12 protein-coding genes are annotated in these 14,289 nt (G+C 60.5%); 4 read left to right on the forward strand and 8 right to left on the reverse strand.

Going from position 1 to position 14,289, the window contains the following annotated elements:
- The 6 genes from MSL71_RS08530 to MSL71_RS08555 all read right to left on the reverse strand — a co-directional run bounded on the left by MSL71_RS08530 (position 1) and on the right by MSL71_RS08555 (position 4,736).
- Positions 1-921 carry a UbiA-like polyprenyltransferase gene (locus MSL71_RS08530; protein WP_246317747.1) on the reverse strand — a complete coding sequence of 307 codons (921 nt, stop codon included), beginning with the start codon at positions 919-921 and terminating at the stop codon, positions 1-3.
- The gene (amrS, locus tag MSL71_RS08535; protein WP_180138784.1) at positions 905-1,933 is read right to left on the reverse strand and encodes an AmmeMemoRadiSam system radical SAM enzyme; all 1,029 of its coding nucleotides are present in this window, start codon (positions 1,931-1,933) and stop codon (positions 905-907) included. The genes MSL71_RS08530 and amrS overlap by 17 nt, the downstream gene beginning before the upstream one ends.
- Before the next feature lie 26 nt (positions 1,934-1,959).
- Positions 1,960-2,670 carry a class I SAM-dependent methyltransferase gene (locus MSL71_RS08540; RefSeq protein WP_180138786.1) on the reverse strand — a complete coding sequence of 237 codons (711 nt, stop codon included), beginning with the start codon at positions 2,668-2,670 and terminating at the stop codon, positions 1,960-1,962.
- 140 nt (positions 2,671-2,810) lie between these two features.
- Positions 2,811-3,245 carry an ATP-binding protein gene (locus MSL71_RS08545; protein WP_180138788.1) on the reverse strand — a complete coding sequence of 145 codons (435 nt, stop codon included), beginning with the start codon at positions 3,243-3,245 and terminating at the stop codon, positions 2,811-2,813.
- Between the two features lie 5 nt (positions 3,246-3,250).
- Positions 3,251-4,366 carry a fused response regulator/phosphatase gene (locus MSL71_RS08550; RefSeq protein WP_180138790.1) on the reverse strand — a complete coding sequence of 372 codons (1,116 nt, stop codon included), beginning with the start codon at positions 4,364-4,366 and terminating at the stop codon, positions 3,251-3,253.
- Between the two features lie 43 nt (positions 4,367-4,409).
- Positions 4,410-4,736 carry an Hpt domain-containing protein gene (locus MSL71_RS08555; protein WP_180138792.1) on the reverse strand — a complete coding sequence of 109 codons (327 nt, stop codon included), beginning with the start codon at positions 4,734-4,736 and terminating at the stop codon, positions 4,410-4,412.
- A 300-nt stretch (positions 4,737-5,036) separates the two neighbouring features.
- Between MSL71_RS08555 and MSL71_RS08560 the strand changes: the two genes are divergently transcribed.
- Complete coding sequence (locus MSL71_RS08560) at positions 5,037-5,978, forward strand: ArsR/SmtB family transcription factor (RefSeq protein WP_180138794.1); 942 nt, start codon at positions 5,037-5,039, stop codon at positions 5,976-5,978.
- Positions 5,979-6,148: 170 nt separating this feature from the next.
- A complete protein-coding gene (ahcY, locus tag MSL71_RS08565; protein ID WP_180138796.1) occupies positions 6,149-7,573 on the forward strand; it encodes an adenosylhomocysteinase in 1,425 nt (474 codons plus the stop codon).
- Between the two features lie 286 nt (positions 7,574-7,859).
- Here ahcY and tkt read toward each other — a convergent pair whose 3' ends face one another.
- Positions 7,860-9,875 carry a transketolase gene (gene tkt, locus MSL71_RS08570; protein ID WP_180138798.1) on the reverse strand — a complete coding sequence of 672 codons (2,016 nt, stop codon included), beginning with the start codon at positions 9,873-9,875 and terminating at the stop codon, positions 7,860-7,862.
- A 253-nt stretch (positions 9,876-10,128) separates the two neighbouring features.
- Positions 10,129-11,001, reverse strand: a complete 873-nt coding sequence (locus MSL71_RS08575; protein WP_180139066.1) for a radical SAM protein — start codon at positions 10,999-11,001, stop codon at positions 10,129-10,131.
- Positions 11,002-11,467: 466 nt separating this feature from the next.
- Between MSL71_RS08575 and htpG the strand changes: the two genes are divergently transcribed.
- The gene (gene htpG, locus MSL71_RS08580) at positions 11,468-13,384 is read left to right on the forward strand and encodes a molecular chaperone HtpG (RefSeq protein WP_180138800.1); all 1,917 of its coding nucleotides are present in this window, start codon (positions 11,468-11,470) and stop codon (positions 13,382-13,384) included.
- A gap of 185 nt (positions 13,385-13,569) precedes the next feature.
- A complete protein-coding gene (locus MSL71_RS08585; protein ID WP_180138802.1) occupies positions 13,570-14,253 on the forward strand; it encodes a transcriptional repressor in 684 nt (227 codons plus the stop codon).
- Positions 14,254-14,289 lie beyond the last annotated feature (36 nt).

A 14,289-nucleotide genomic window follows, 5' to 3' on the forward strand; every position in this document is an offset into this window, starting at 1 on the left:
TTAGGCGCCCCCTGTGAGGTGGCCGGCCAGGATCCCCAGAAAGAGCACCACGGAGATGATGCTGTTCATGTGGAAGAAGGCGATGTTGACGTGGGTGAGGTCGTCGGGGTTCACCAGCTTGTGTTCCACCACGAGAAGGGCTCCGATGAGGGCCACGGCCAGGCCGTAGGGCCAGCCCAGGCTGAACACGGGCCAGAGCAGGAGCATGAACCCGAAGGTGGTGACATGGATCCAGGTGGAGATGGACAGGGCCTTTTTGATGCCCATGGTGGCCGGGATGGAGTGGAGGCCCTTTTCCCTGTCGAAGTCGCTGTCCTGGCAGGCATAGAGGATATCAAAGCCTGCGATGTAGGTGAGAAGGGCCAGGGTCAGGATGAGGATACCGCCGGAAAAGCCTCCGGTAACGGCGATCCAGGCACCCAGGGGAGCCAGGGAGATGGCGAAGCCCAGGTAGATGTGGCAAAGCCAGGTAAATCGTTTGGTAAAGGAGTAGGCCCCCAGAAGCAGCAGCACGGGAAAGGAGAGCTTAAAGCACAGGGGGCTGAGCATGGCCGCGGCAAAGACAAAGAGCAGGGAGGAGCCGGCCACCACGAGCCAGGCCTCTTTTTTGCCGATCTCGCCTTTGGGGATCTCCCGCATGGCCGTGCGGGGGTTGCTGCTGTCGATGTCGGCGTCCACGATGCGGTTCACGCCCATGGCGGCGGTGCGGGCACCCACCATGGCCACCAGGATCCAGAAGAGTTTCAGGATGGTGAGGGGTGCTTCGGCGGTGGCAAGGACCACGGCGGAGAGGGCAAAGGGAAGGGCGAAGATGGTGTGGCTGAACTTGATCATGCGCCCGTAAACGATGAGGGTCTCTTTGACTTTTGCGGCAGAAGGGGAGGTGAAGGCCGCTGTGAGCCGATTACGAAGTCTGTCCATCAATATCAATACCGTCAATGTAGGTGCCGCAGAAGCTGCAGCGGTTGTCCTTGATATCCACGGCCGTAAGCCGGTACCCCGATCGCTGGATCACCGCTTTGCCGCAGCCGTAACAGAAGGTGTTTTCCCCCGTGTTGTGGGGAAGATTGCCCGTGTATACATAGCGCAATCCGGCTTCGATGCCAATATCCCGAGCCATGAGGATGGTTTCCATGGGGGTGGGGGGATGATCGGTCATGCGGTAGGTGGGGTAGAAGCGGCTGAGGTGCCAGGGGGTGTCGATACCCGGGCCCTCTGCAATGAATCGGGCGATCTCTTTGAGCTCCTCGGCGCCGTCGTTGAGGTCGGGGATCACCAGGGTGGTGATTTCCAGGGCCACCCCTTGTTGTTTCATGTAGAGGATGGCGTCCTTGACGGGTTCCAGGGATGCCCGGCAATAGCGGGTGTAGAAGGCCTCGGTAAAGGCTTTTAAGTCCACGTTGGCGCTTGTGAGGTACGGGGCCAGAAGGTCGATGGCCTCAAAGGTGAGGAAGCCGTTGGTGACCAGAATGGTGAAGAGCCCCCGGCTCCGTGCCAGGCGGGCCGTGTCCAGGACAAATTCAAAGGCCACGGTGGGCTCGGTGTAGGTAAAGGCGATGCTGCGCGCCCCAGCGTTAAGGGCCTCGGCCACGGTCTGTTCCGGGGTGACGGTGATGCCTGTGCGGCCGTTGTCGTCCGGTGCGAGCTGGGAGATCTCGGCGTTCTGGCAGAAGCTGCAGCTGAAGTTGCAGCCCACGGAGGCCACGGAATAGGAGAGGCTGCCCGGGGCCAGGTGCCAGATGGGCTTTTTTTCCACCGGGTCGGAGGCGGCGGCCACCAGCTGGCCGTAGACCAGGGAGACGAGGGTCCCCCCCTGGTTTTCCCGAACACTGCACCGTCCCCTTTGGCCTTCCTTGATGGTACAGCGGTGGCTGCAGAGGTTGCAGCGCACCGCATTGTTTTCCAGTCGTTCATACAACAGGGCTTCGACCATGATGGGCTCCTTGGCCATAAGGGAGGTTATCGGGGATCGGGTTTGAAGTACTGCTCCCCGATGCTCATGTTCCGGGGGCGGGGCTTGTCGGCGAACAGCGCCAGGGGACGGGTGGTGAACCGGGGAACCAGGCTGACGGACAGGCCGGTGTACGCCCCGTAGGGCAGGCGGTGGAAGAGGCGTCCCAGGAGCCGGCCCCCCGAGGGGGGATGATAGGTGATGGTGCGGGAGGTCAGGGGCACTTTGCCCAAAAGGCCCCGTATGATCTGCCGGACCTCCCAGGTGGAGAGGAACCGTGCCTTGGAAAAGACGGCGTTGCCGTGGAGGCCCTTGCCCAGGGAGGGAACGGCCCCTAAGGAGAGGCGGTTGAAAAAACCGATGTAGAGGCGGTCCTTGGCCACGCGCGCTGCCTCGGCGATCACTTTTTCCGGGGAGTCCACGAACTCCAGGGTGAGGTTGAGGACGGCAAAGTTGAAGGCGTTGTCTTCAAAAGGCAGGGCTTCGGCGCTTCCCTTGAAGAGATCGGCGCGGTGGTTCAGCTTTTCTCCGGCGATATCCAGCATGTAGGTGGAGGCGTCCAGGCCGGTGAGGTCCAGGCCCGGCTTGATGTGGTCCAGGCAGGCAAGGGTGATCCCGGTTCCGCAGCCGATGTCCAGGAGCCGGTCTCCATAGGCCGGCTTGATGAGCTTCACCATCAGCTGGCTTTGGCGCTCGGCTGCGTCTCGGTGCCGATCCATTTCAAGCCATTGGGCATATTGCCCGGCTTCCTGAAAGTTGAATACGTGTCCCATGGCTGTAAAGGTAGAAAATTGTGAGTGTTTTATCAATCATTATTGACGGCTGAGCAAAAAAACCGGGCCCGGCCGACCCCTTGATCTCAGTCGGGCTTCTCTGCTGTTACCCGGATGGTAAGGTGCAGATGACAGCCCCGCTTGCTGTAGGCCATGTTGTGGCAGTATTTTCTCATGATTTCAATGCCTCGACCCCCTTCTGAATCGCTGGCGGCCTGGCTGTCGATCATGGTCTGCCAGTCAAACCCCGGTCCCTTGTCTTCAAATTCCATGTGAACGGTGTCATCGGCCAGGAAGATGGAGAAGTGGACCTGGGCGTCGGGGGAGAGGGACGAGCCGTGGCGTACTGCGTTGGTGAGCCCCTCCCGCATGGTGATGATGATGGCAAAAAGAGCGTTGGAGATGCCGTGTTGCCTGCAGAACGCCGTGACTTCATCCACGGCGCGGTCCACCAGGGCGAGGGAGGCCTGCATGTCGATTTCAAGGCCGTTGGCTTTCGTTGTCACGACAAAAGGATTCATAGGGCTCAGATCTCCATGGCGAGGATGACCACGTCGTCCTCCTGGGCTTCCCGGTTGGGGCAGAGGTACTCAGATACGGAACGGGGGGCTGCTGTGATGGGCTCTGATCGCGCCCGGTCGCAGGCTTCGAGCATCTTTTCCGTTTCGCTGTGCCAGACTTTTTTGGTGGACGGGGACTCCACCAGGCCGTCGGTATAGATGTACACCCGGTCGCCCTTGGAGACGGTGAGGGTGGTGAGGCCGAACAGGGCGCTCTGGAACATGCCCATGGGATCGCCGTCGGCCCCCACGAGCTCGGGGGGACCGCCCTGGGGCACGTAGCAGACAGGCGGGTGCCCTGAAAAGACGATCTCCATGATCCCTTTGCGCCGATTCAGGCGGGCGTAGCAGGCGGTGAGGTACTTTTCCGCCGGGAGGATCTCCACCAGGACCCCGTTGATGAGGTTCATGCTCTCCAGGGGGGTGTAGATCTGGGTGCAGTTCTGTTTGAGGAGGCCCTTCACCGAAGAGGTGAGGTAGCCGGTGCTGATGTCGTGGCCCGAGAAGTCGGCGATGAAGTATCCGTAGATATGGTCGGAGATGTGGAGGACGTCGTAGAAGTCACCTCCGGCCTCGTGGAGGGCCAGGTAGTGCACCCCGAAGCGGGCACCGGGCTCCTGCTCGGGGGTGATGAGAAACGAGGCCTGGGCCTCGGTGAGCTGACGGAGTTTTTCCGCCTGGCTGTTGATCAGGGAGTTGGTGGCGATGGAGAGCTTCAGGTGGAGGCTGACCCGGGCGGAAAGTTCCTCGGGGTGGAAGGGCTTGGTGATGTAATCCACGGCCCCTAAGTTGAATCCTTCGATTTTGGAGTCGACATCGGTGAGGGCCGTGAGGAAGATGACTGGAATCGCCGCGGTGCGGGCATCGGACTTGAAGTGCTTGATGACGTCGAAGCCGCTTTCACCCGGCATGCAGATATCCAGGAGGATGAGGTCGGGGGGCTCTTCATCGGCAAGGAACCTCGCCTTTTTGCCGGAATCGGCCGTGACGATGCGATACCCCTCCTTTTGAAGCGTCTTGGCCATCAGCGCCCGGTTAACGGAGTTGTCGTCGGCGACCAGAATGGTGAAGCTGGGGGACATGGCTCACCTCGATGGGGGGGGACGGCCTGCCGCTGGCGTGGGATCAGGCTGTCTTGGCGTTCAGGGCGTCTTGAATATCTCCCTTCAGGGTTTCAATGGAATCCAGGACAGGGCCAAGGCTGTCCAGGGTGTGTTCTCGTGCCGCGGTTTCGATCTCTTTGGACAGACGATAGATTTCGGTAAACCCCAAGTTACCGGCGGAACCCTTGAGGGAATGTGCCGCCTCGGTGAGGGTCTGCATGTCATGGCCGTCGATGGCCTGCTTGAGGCGCGTGATATCGGCTTCCGCCGTTTCCAGGAAGAGCTCTACGATTTCGAGGAACTCGCTCTCTTCCAGGCCGAGATCTTCTCCAATTGCTTTTAGATCCATGGGTGTCAGTCCTTCGATCGCCCGTCAGGGTGGTTGGTCGGGGCAAAACAGGGTCATGTCGGTTGAACGACAGGGGCCGATTTCCAGCCGTGGCGGGAAATCATGCGGAAGGCCGGTGCAGGGCCTTGTCGGTCGGGGCTGTGTACCGCTCGCATCGCTAATTATAGCCGTGGCGTCATCGGGGTGCAAGGTGATTTTCCGGCTGTGGACGCTGGCAACCACTTGACAGGAGTAGGGAAACTCTATATATCAATAAATCTTGATATATGGATATTTTCACGGCAGGGGGATCCTTCGGGGATGAAAAGTCTGATCTATTTCAAAGCCATGGCGGACAGCACGCGCATTCGCCTCTACCATATTCTGCTGCACCATGAGATGAGCGTCAACGAGATCGTCGGGCTCATGGGCATGGGGCAGTCCCGGATCTCCAGGCACCTGAAAATCCTCACGGATTGCGGGCTCCTCTCCTGTCGGCGTGACGGGGTGTGGGCCTTTTATTCGGCAGCCAACGAGGGGGCCGGGGCCCTGGTGGCCACCCTGGTGGAGTCCTTGTCACAAGGGGAGTCCCTCATGGAGGACGACCTTGCCCGTGCCGAGGCCATCGTGTTTGAGCGCAGGCTCCGCCGTCAGAAATTCTTTGATGACATCGCCCCCCGCTGGGAACACCTGAAAGTGGACCTCATCGGTGATTTTGACCTGAACGAGGCCCTCATGGCCGATATCCGGCCCTGCAGCACGGCCGTGGACCTGGGGTGCGGCACCGGGGCCCTCATGGCCCGGCTCTCCGAGCGAGTTTCCCAGGTGGTGGGGGTGGACAGCTCCTCCAACATGCTCAAGGAGGCGGAAAAAAGGCTTCAGGCCCTGGGCGGCGGCTTCGACCTGCGCCTCGGGGAACTCGAACATCTCCCCATGGGGGACGGGGAAGCGGACCTGGCGGTCATCTCCCTGGCCCTGCACCATCTGGACAACCCGCGCCTGGCCCTCAACGAGTCGGGACGTGTGGTGGCCGACGGGGGGCGGCTTCTCGTGGCCGAGTTCGGCCAGCACGCCGACGAATCCCTTCGGGACCGCTTCGGGGATCGCTGGCTCGGTTTTTCCGAAGCAGAGCTTTTGGGCTGGATCCGAGAGGCCGGGTTTGCCGTGGAGAGCACCCGGCATTTTGCGCCTGCCCGGGGGCCTGCGGTGATGATCTGCCAGGCGGTGAAAGCCGACGGCGGCAAGGGGGGGCGACCTGATTAGCGAGCAACTTTTGTAAGTATATTCAGTTGAAAAAAACAGCCTCCGGCGGCAAGGTGTGCCACCTTGAAAGCTGGTAGCGGATGTGTTCAAACTTTTTTTATATACCGCATTAAAACAACCCAAAGACCAAACAGTCATTGACTACAGACATTCTTTAAGGAGGACGCGACATGGCGTTTCAGGAACTCGATTTGACCCTTACACACAAGGTGGCCGATATCTCTCTGGCGGACTGGGGCAACAAGGACATGCAGCTTTCCGAGCTGGAGATGCCCGGCCTCATGGCTTCCCGCGAGAAGTACGGACCCGAAAAGCCCCTGGCGGGCCTCAAGGTCACCGGCAGCCTTCACATGACCATCCAGACGGCCATGCTCATTGAAACCCTCAAGGAGCTCGGGGCGGACATCCGCTGGGCTTCCTGCAACATCTTCTCCACCCAGGACCACGCAGCCGCAGCCATTGCCGCCAACGAGTCCGCCAAGGTGTTTGCCTGGAAAGGCGAGACCCTCGAAGAGTACTGGTGGTGCACCGAGATGGCCCTGACCTGGCCTGACGGCAGCGGTCCCGATCTCATCGTGGACGACGGCGGCGACGCCACCCTGCTGATCCACGAAGGTGTGAAGGCCGAGAAAGACCCCTCCCTCCTCGACCGTGAGCCCGGCAACGCCGAAGAAAAGTGCCTGCTGGACCGCCTGAAGGCCGCTTACAAGGTGGATCCCACCAAGTGGACCAAGATGGCTGAAAAGATCAAGGGCGTCTCCGAGGAGACCACCACCGGCGTACACCGCCTCTACCAGCTGGAAGAGCGCGGCGAGCTCCTCTTCCCCGCCATCAACGTCAACGACTCCGTCACCAAGAGCAAGTTCGACAACCTCTACGGCTGCCAGGAGTCCCTGGCCGATGGCATCAAGCGTGCCACCGACATCATGCTGGCCGGCAAGGTGGTCATCGTCCTCGGTTACGGCGACGTGGGCAAAGGATGCGCCCGCTCCATGCGCGGTTACGGTGCCCGGGTTCTGGTCACCGAGATCGACCCCATCTGCGCTCTTCAGGCCGCCATGGAAGGCTTTGAGGTCGTGACCCTGGAAGACGCTGTGGGCCAGGGCGACATCTTCGTTACCTGCACCGGCAACTACCACGTCATCACCGGCGCCGACATGGAGAAGATGAAGACCGAAGCCATCGTCTGCAACATCGGTCACTTCGACAACGAGATCGACATGGCCTACCTTGAGTCCAACAACGGTTGCACCAAGCTCAACATCAAGCCCCAGGTGGACAAGTGGACCCTGAACTCAGGCCGCTCCATCATCGTCCTGGCCGAAGGCCGCCTGGTGAACCTGGGTTGCGCCACCGGCCACCCCAGCTTTGTTATGAGCAACAGCTTCACCAACCAGACCCTGGCCCAGATCGAGCTGGCCACCGGCAACTACGAGGTGAAGGTTTACACCCTGTCCAAGAAGATGGACGAAGAGGTGGCCCGTCTCCACCTTGACCGCCTCGGCGTCAAGCTCTCCACCCTTACCAAGGCGCAGGCAGACTACATCAACGTGCCCGTGGAAGGTCCCTACAAGGCGGATCACTACCGTTACTAAGGGCCAAAAGCCAGCCTCCGGCGGGCAGGGAATAAATCCCCTGCACCCCAGGTTGCGAATGCTCTGGGCCCTCGTTCCTCGGGCCCATCGCATTCGCCCGTAAAAAACAAGAAAGCCCGACACCATGCTTTAATGGTGTCGGGCTTTTTTATTGTAACCATTCCGTTCTTTTTAGCGCTCCTCGGCAGAGCCGCCTGGGGCTATCACTGAATGGTTTTTGTTGGCTCTTGAATTGTGCTGCCCCTTGAAAGAGGCGCGAGGAACGCGCCCCGGAGCATGTGCGAACCTATGCCTTGTTTTTCTCGATGAGGGCCAGGGTCTTTTCGACGATGTTGTCGGCTGAGAACCCGAACTCTTTGAGGAGGGTGCCGCCGGGGGCGGAGGCGCCGAAGCCCTCCATGGAGATGACGGTGCCCTTGTCTCCCACGTATTTTTCCCAGCCCATGGCGATGCCCGCTTCCACGGCCACGCGGGTCTTGACCTCGGGGGTGAGGACCCAGTCCTTGTAGTTCTGGGGGTTCATGTCGAAGAGCTCCCAGCTGGGCATGCTCACCACGCGGGCTTTGACGCCCTTTTCAGCCAGCTTTTCGGCGGCTTCCACGGTGATGTGCACCTCGGAGCCGGAGGCCATGAGGATGGCGTCGGGGGTGCCCTCGGAGTCCTTGAGGATGTAGGCGCCGCTGGGCACGGATCCTTCGGACTGGCTGCGGTCGGAGACGGGCAGGCCCTGGCGGGAGAGGATAAGGGCCGTGGGGCCGTCGGTGATCTTGAGGGCCACGCGCCAGGCGTCGGCAGTCTCGGAGGCGCATCCCGGGCGCAGGACGGTGAGGCCGGGGATGGCGCGCAGGGCGGCCACATGTTCCACGGGCTGGTGGGTGGGGCCGTCTTCGCCTACGGCGATGCTGTCGTGGGTAAACACGTAGATGATGGGCAGCTTCATGAGGCTGGCCACGCGGATGGCCGGGCGCATGTAGTCGGCAAAGACAAGGAAGGTGCCGCCGAAGGGGCGGACACCGCCGTGGACGAACATGCCGTTCATCACGGCTCCCATGGCGTGTTCACGGACGCCGAAGCGGATGTTGCGGCCTTCGTAAGCGCCTTTCTGGAACTCACCGCAGTCGTTCATGAAGGTGTTGTTGGAGGGCGCAAGGTCGGCGGAGCCGCCCACAAGGCCGGGCAGGTTGGGGGCGATGGCATTGAGGACCTTGCCGGACGCAGAGCGCGTGGCGATCTTGCCGTCTTCGGGGGTGAAGGTGGGGATCTCCTTGTCCCAGCCGAAGGTGAGGAAGCCGCTGACGCCGTCCACCCACTGGTTGGTGCGCTTGGGGTGGGCCTTGGCGTAGGCGTTGAAGCGCTCCTGCCACTGGCTTTCTGCCTCTTCGCCTTTTTCCATGCAGGCGGAAAAGACCGCTTTGGCCTCTTCGGGCACGAAAAAGGGCTCGGTGGAGGGCCAGCCCAGGGCCTTTTTGGTGAGGAGGATCTCCTCTTCGCCCAAGGGAGCGCCGTGGGCGCCGGATGTGCCCCCTTTGTTGGGGCTGCCGTAGGCGATGGTGGTACGCATGAGGATGACGGTGGGCTTTTCGTCCTGGGACCTGGCCTCGGTGAGAGCCGCGTCGATGGCTTCGTGGTTGTTGCCGTCTTCCACGCGGATGGTGTTCCAGCCGCAGGCTGCAAAGCGGGCTGCCACGTCTTCGGTGAAGGCGATGTCTGTGCCGCCCTCGATGGTGATCTGGTTGTCGTCGTAGAGACAGGTGAGCTTGCCCAGGCCCATGTGGCCGGCCATGGAGATGGCCTCCAGGGCCACGCCTTCCATGAGGTCCCCGTCACCGCACATGACGTAGGTGCGGTGGTCCACGATGGTGTGCTCGTCGGTGTTGTACGTGGCTGCCAGGTGGCGTTCGGCCATGGCCATGCCCACGGCGTTTGCAATGCCCTGACCCAGGGGGCCGGTGGTGACCTCAACCCCGTTGGTGTGCCCGTATTCGGGGTGGCCGGGGGTCTTGCTTTCCCACTGGCGGAAGGACTTGAGGTCGTCCAGGCTCAGGCCGTACCCGGTTAAGTGGAGCAGGCTGTAGAGCAGGGCCGATCCGTGGCCGCCAGAGAGGACAAACCGGTCGCGATCGGGCCAGGCGGAGTTTTTGGGGTTGTGGGCGAGGTGTTTGGTCCAGAGCACATAGGCGGCCGGTGCCAGCCCCATGGGGGCACCCGGGTGGCCGGAGTTGGCCTTTTGAACCGCATCCATGGCCAGGGTGCGCAGAGTGTTGATGCAAAGATCGTCAAGGGTGAGCTGGCTGTCGCTCATGGCGTACTGTCTCCTTACTGAGTATTACAAACTGAAAAATAGAGTATGGCAAACGTCTTGGGGCAGGCCGACACCTGGCCTCACCGGAGAAGGGGCGGCGGCAACGCTCCTTAAATACACGCAGAAGCGCGGCTCAGGTCTCCTCCGCGGGGAGGCGTCCGTTCCGGGGGCGCGGATGTCGATTTGCCCGAATGATTCGTTGAGCCACTGGTTTTACAGGGGGCGCTCCCCTTTGTCAAACCAAATCAATGGATTACAGGGCCCGCAAATGCTCCGGTTTCAGGGCCACTTTTCCCTCAAGGGCCCGATTGATAAGGGCAAGGGTCTCCTCCTTCTCTTCGGGCAGTTTGGCCCGGATGGGAAGGTAATTTGATGCGTGGTTGGAGTGGAAGAGGCCGTCGGTCATGTGGGTGGCCGCGATCATGGCCCCCAGCTCATGGAGCAGCTCATCGGGCTCCAGCACGGGAAATTTGCCGTCCAGGTGGTCCTGGTACAGGGGGGTGCCCGGGGTGAGCATGAGGCTCAAGGCTCCCACGTACTCGGGATCGATGGCCGAGATGACTCGGCCGGTCTCCCGGGCGTGGACCATGGAGCGCTCGCGGCCTGCGATGCCCAGAAGGACGGTCACCGAAAGCTTGATGCCGGCGGACCGGATCTTGGTGCCCATGTCGATCATGCGGGCGGAGTCCGCCCCTTTTTTGATGGCGGAAAGGGTCTCGTCGTCACCGGTCTCAAGGCCCATGTAGGCGATGGAAAGCCCCAAGTCTTTCAGCTCCTTGAGCTCTTCCACGCTTTTTTTTGCGATGCTCTTGGTGTTGGCGTAGGTGCCCACCCGTTCCACCCAGGGGAGCTGCCGCCTGACCTCTTTCAAGATGTGCACCAGGCGTTTCTGGGGCAGGATGAGGGCGTCGCCGTCGCAGAGGAAGAGGCGCCGGATGTGGCGGTGGTGCTTTGCCGCAAAGGCGAGGTCCTTCATGATCTGCTCATCGCTTTTGATCTTGAAGATTCGCTTTTCCTTGTACATCTCGCAGAAGGTGCACTTGTTGTGGGAACAGCCCACCGTCACCTGGAGCAGGATGCTGTAAGCCTCCGAAGGGGGCCTGAAAATCATGCCTTCGTAATCCATGCCGTACTCATTCATAGCGTGTGTCCGATCGTGTGTGGAAGCGCGCTCTCCGCCTGGGTTGGACGGGCGCGGCTTCGGTCGTCGTAATAAATTTCGGTGCAGCGGGCTCCGGGCCGTTGGAGGTGGCCGGGATGCCGGGCGCGGCACATTTTTTTGAACCCTTAACAAAATCAACGGGCTTGGGCCCCCTGCTTCCGTGAAAAGGGCTCCGGGTTGAATGATTACGCCACATTATCGTAGATTCATGGCGGGGTGCAAGCTCTTTCAAGGCGGGGGGCAGGCCTGGATTTTTTTTGGCCGGTGCGCTTGACATCACCTGATTCTGCATAAAATTTTATGTGGTTTATATCTCTGCCGGGGGCAGGGAAAACATATTCGGGCCTTTTCGGGCGCCCGCCGGCCAGAGGCAGCACGCCCTTGCGGCACCACAGAACAACCATGAACACACATGATGTGAGGAGAGACCATGAGCAAAGAGACGCGTCAGTTTGAAACGGAAGTTCAGCAACTGATGAACCTGATCGTAAACTCCCTTTATTCCAACCAGGAGATCTTTCTCCGGGAGCTGATTTCCAACGCGTCGGATGCCATCGACAAGCTTCGCTTCGAGGCCCAGACCCACACCGAGCTGCTGGAAGGGGAAGGCGACCTTCATATCCGCATCACGCCGGACAGCGACAACAAGACCCTTGTGATCTCGGACAACGGCATCGGCATGACCCGGGATGAGGTGGTGGAGAACCTGGGCACCATCGCAAAGAGCGGCACCGCGGCCTTTATGAAGGCCATGGAAGAGTCCAAGAAGGGCGACGCCATTGCCCCTGAGCTCATCGGCCAGTTCGGCGTGGGCTTTTACAGCGCCTTTATCGTGGCCGACAAGGTGACGGTTGAGACCCGCAAGGCGGGCGAGGGCGAGGCCGTGCGCTGGGAGTCCGACGGGCTGGGATCCTACACCCTGGAGACCTGCGCCAAAAAGGATCACGGCACCACCATCACCCTCCAGCTCAAGGAAGAGGGCCTGGAAGAGGACTTCACCGAGGAGTGGGCCATCAAGCGCGTGGTCAAGCAGCACTCCGACTTTGTGGCTTACCCGGTGATCATGAACGTGGAGAAGACCGAGCCCCTCCCCGACGAGGAGATCATCAAGGATTCCGACGGCAAGCCCATCGGAGAGACCACCAAAAAGGTCCGCGCCGACGAGACCCTCAACACCATGAAGGCCATCTGGGCCAAGCCCAAGAGCGAGGTCACCGACGAGGAGTACGACGAGTTCTACCGTCACATCAGCCACGACTGGAACGCCCCCCTGGACAAGATCCACATGAAGTTCGAGGGGACCACCGAGTACGATGCCCTGCTCTATGTGCCCTCCAAGGCGCCCATGGACATGTACTACAGCGAGAAGAAAAACGGCATCCACCTCTACTGCAAGCGCGTCTTCATCATGGACGACTGCACCGAGCTGATGCCTGAGTACCTGGGCTTCATCAAAGGGGTGGTGGACGCCTCCGACCTGAACCTCAACGTAAGCCGTGAGATCCTCCAGCAGAACCGCCTGGTGCAAAACATCCGCAAGAACCTGGTGAAAAAGGTCCTGGAGCTCTTCACCAAGATGGAGAAGGAGAGCTACGACACCTTCTTTGACGAGTTCGGCGCGGCCATCAAGTCCGGCATTCCCATGGATCACGACAACAGGGACAAGCTGGCCAAGCTGATCCGCTACAAGACCACCAAGTCCGACGGGGCCTATGTCTCTTTGGAAGAGTACGTGGCAAATATGAAAGAGGACCAGGAGTTCATCTACTACATCACCGGCGAAGACCTGGTCTCCCTGGCCGGAAGCCCCCACCTGGAGGCCTTGAAGGCCAAGGACTACGAGGTCCTTCTCATGAGCGACCCCGTGGACGAGTGGGTGGTTCAGTCCCTGCCCGAGTTCGACGGCAAGAAGCTCAAGAGCGCGGAAATGGGGGATCTTGACCTCACCGAAGTGGATGACGACAAGAAAGAGGCCTTCAAGAACTTCATGGAGTACCTCCAGAAGCAGCTGGACGAGGAGATCAAAGAGGTCAAGCTCTCCAGCCGCCTCAAGGATTCCGTCTCCTGCCTTTCCGGGGACGCCCTGGGCATGAGCGCCTACATGGAAAAGATCATGAAGGCCTCCGGCCAGGAGATGCCCAAGCAGAAGCGTGTGCTGGAGCTCAACGGGGATCATCCCCTGGTTGACGCGGTCAAGTCCCTCTTTGAAAAGGACGCCGGAAACCCCGTGCTGCCGGATCATGCACAGCTTCTGTATGACCTGGCCATCATCAGCGAAGGGGGACGCGTGGAAGACCCGGCCCTCTTCTCCAAGCGCGTGGGTGACCTGATGGCCAAGGCGCTGTAGCGCCGCCCGGGCATCGCCCGCAGCTTATCCCGACCGACGAGACAAGGCTCGCTTTCCCCCCGTGGGAGGGCGGGCCTTTTTTCATGGCGGTCCCATTGGAAGGCGGCTGAAAACAGGGCGGATCACCTGTTTCGGTCGGTTGACATCTTATAGACGCTGTACTATCCTCCGGGGCGGAGGCACATATGACAATGATGCAGATTCATGACCTTGAAAAACAGCAGTTTATCACCCTCTTCAAGGAAGAGGGGATTGATAATATTGACGAACGTTTCACCATTCTTGACACGTTTCTGAAAACGGAAGAGCACATCACCGCCGATGATCTCGCCCGGCTCCTGGCCGAAGAGGGGCACACGGTGGACACGGATTTCCTCCGAGAGACCCTTGAACTGATGTGCCATTACGGTTTCGCCCAGGAGAACCGGTTCGACAACGGCCGGACACTCTACGAGCACCGGCACCTGGGTGACCACCACGACCACATGATCTGCACCCGATGCGGCGGAATCACCGAGTTTGCCGATGCCCACCTGGAGCGGCTTCAGGAGGCCATCGCCGCCCGTCACGGGTTTCACATGCTTCAGCATCGCATGGATATTTACGGCATCTGCTCTGCCTGCCTCAAGAAAAGGGTGCCCCTTATGCCCCTGATGCTGGCAAAACCCGGCGAAAGGCTCATCATCCGGGAGTACCAGTGCGGGGAAAACCTGGAGGCCCGCCTGTTGTCCATGGGTATCCGGCGGGGAGACGTCATCGAGGTGATCACCAGCCAGGGCCGCGGGCAATTTGTCATTGCCGTGGAGAACAAGCGCTACATCCTTGGCCGGGGTATGGCCCAGAAGATCATGGTGGAGCCCATCCACTGACGAAAGGGCCTGCCCGGTATTCTTCGAACACAACAA

Source organism: Desulfoluna butyratoxydans, assembly GCF_900699765.1.
Classification (GTDB): domain Bacteria; phylum Desulfobacterota; class Desulfobacteria; order Desulfobacterales; family Desulfolunaceae; genus Desulfoluna; species Desulfoluna butyratoxydans.

Coding starts and splice junctions, on each gene's coding strand:
- MSL71_RS08530 (WP_246317747.1), bottom strand. CDS start 921: ATGGACAGACTTCGTAATCGGCTCACAGCGGCCTTCACCTCCCCTTCT.
- MSL71_RS08560 (WP_180138794.1), top strand. CDS start 5,037: ATGAAAAGTCTGATCTATTTCAAAGCCATGGCGGACAGCACGCGCATT.
- tkt (WP_180138798.1), bottom strand. CDS start 9,875: ATGAGCGACAGCCAGCTCACCCTTGACGATCTTTGCATCAACACTCTG.
- MSL71_RS08585 (WP_180138802.1), top strand. CDS start 13,570: ATGACAATGATGCAGATTCATGACCTTGAAAAACAGCAGTTTATCACC.
- amrS (WP_180138784.1), bottom strand. CDS start 1,933: ATGGTCGAAGCCCTGTTGTATGAACGACTGGAAAACAATGCGGTGCGC.
- MSL71_RS08575 (WP_180139066.1), bottom strand. CDS start 11,001: ATGGATTACGAAGGCATGATTTTCAGGCCCCCTTCGGAGGCTTACAGC.
- ahcY (WP_180138796.1), top strand. CDS start 6,149: ATGGCGTTTCAGGAACTCGATTTGACCCTTACACACAAGGTGGCCGAT.
- MSL71_RS08545 (WP_180138788.1), bottom strand. CDS start 3,245: ATGAATCCTTTTGTCGTGACAACGAAAGCCAACGGCCTTGAAATCGAC.
- MSL71_RS08550 (WP_180138790.1), bottom strand. CDS start 4,366: ATGTCCCCCAGCTTCACCATTCTGGTCGCCGACGACAACTCCGTTAAC.
- MSL71_RS08540 (WP_180138786.1), bottom strand. CDS start 2,670: ATGGATCGGCACCGAGACGCAGCCGAGCGCCAAAGCCAGCTGATGGTG.
- MSL71_RS08555 (WP_180138792.1), bottom strand. CDS start 4,736: ATGGATCTAAAAGCAATTGGAGAAGATCTCGGCCTGGAAGAGAGCGAG.
- htpG (WP_180138800.1), top strand. CDS start 11,468: ATGAGCAAAGAGACGCGTCAGTTTGAAACGGAAGTTCAGCAACTGATG.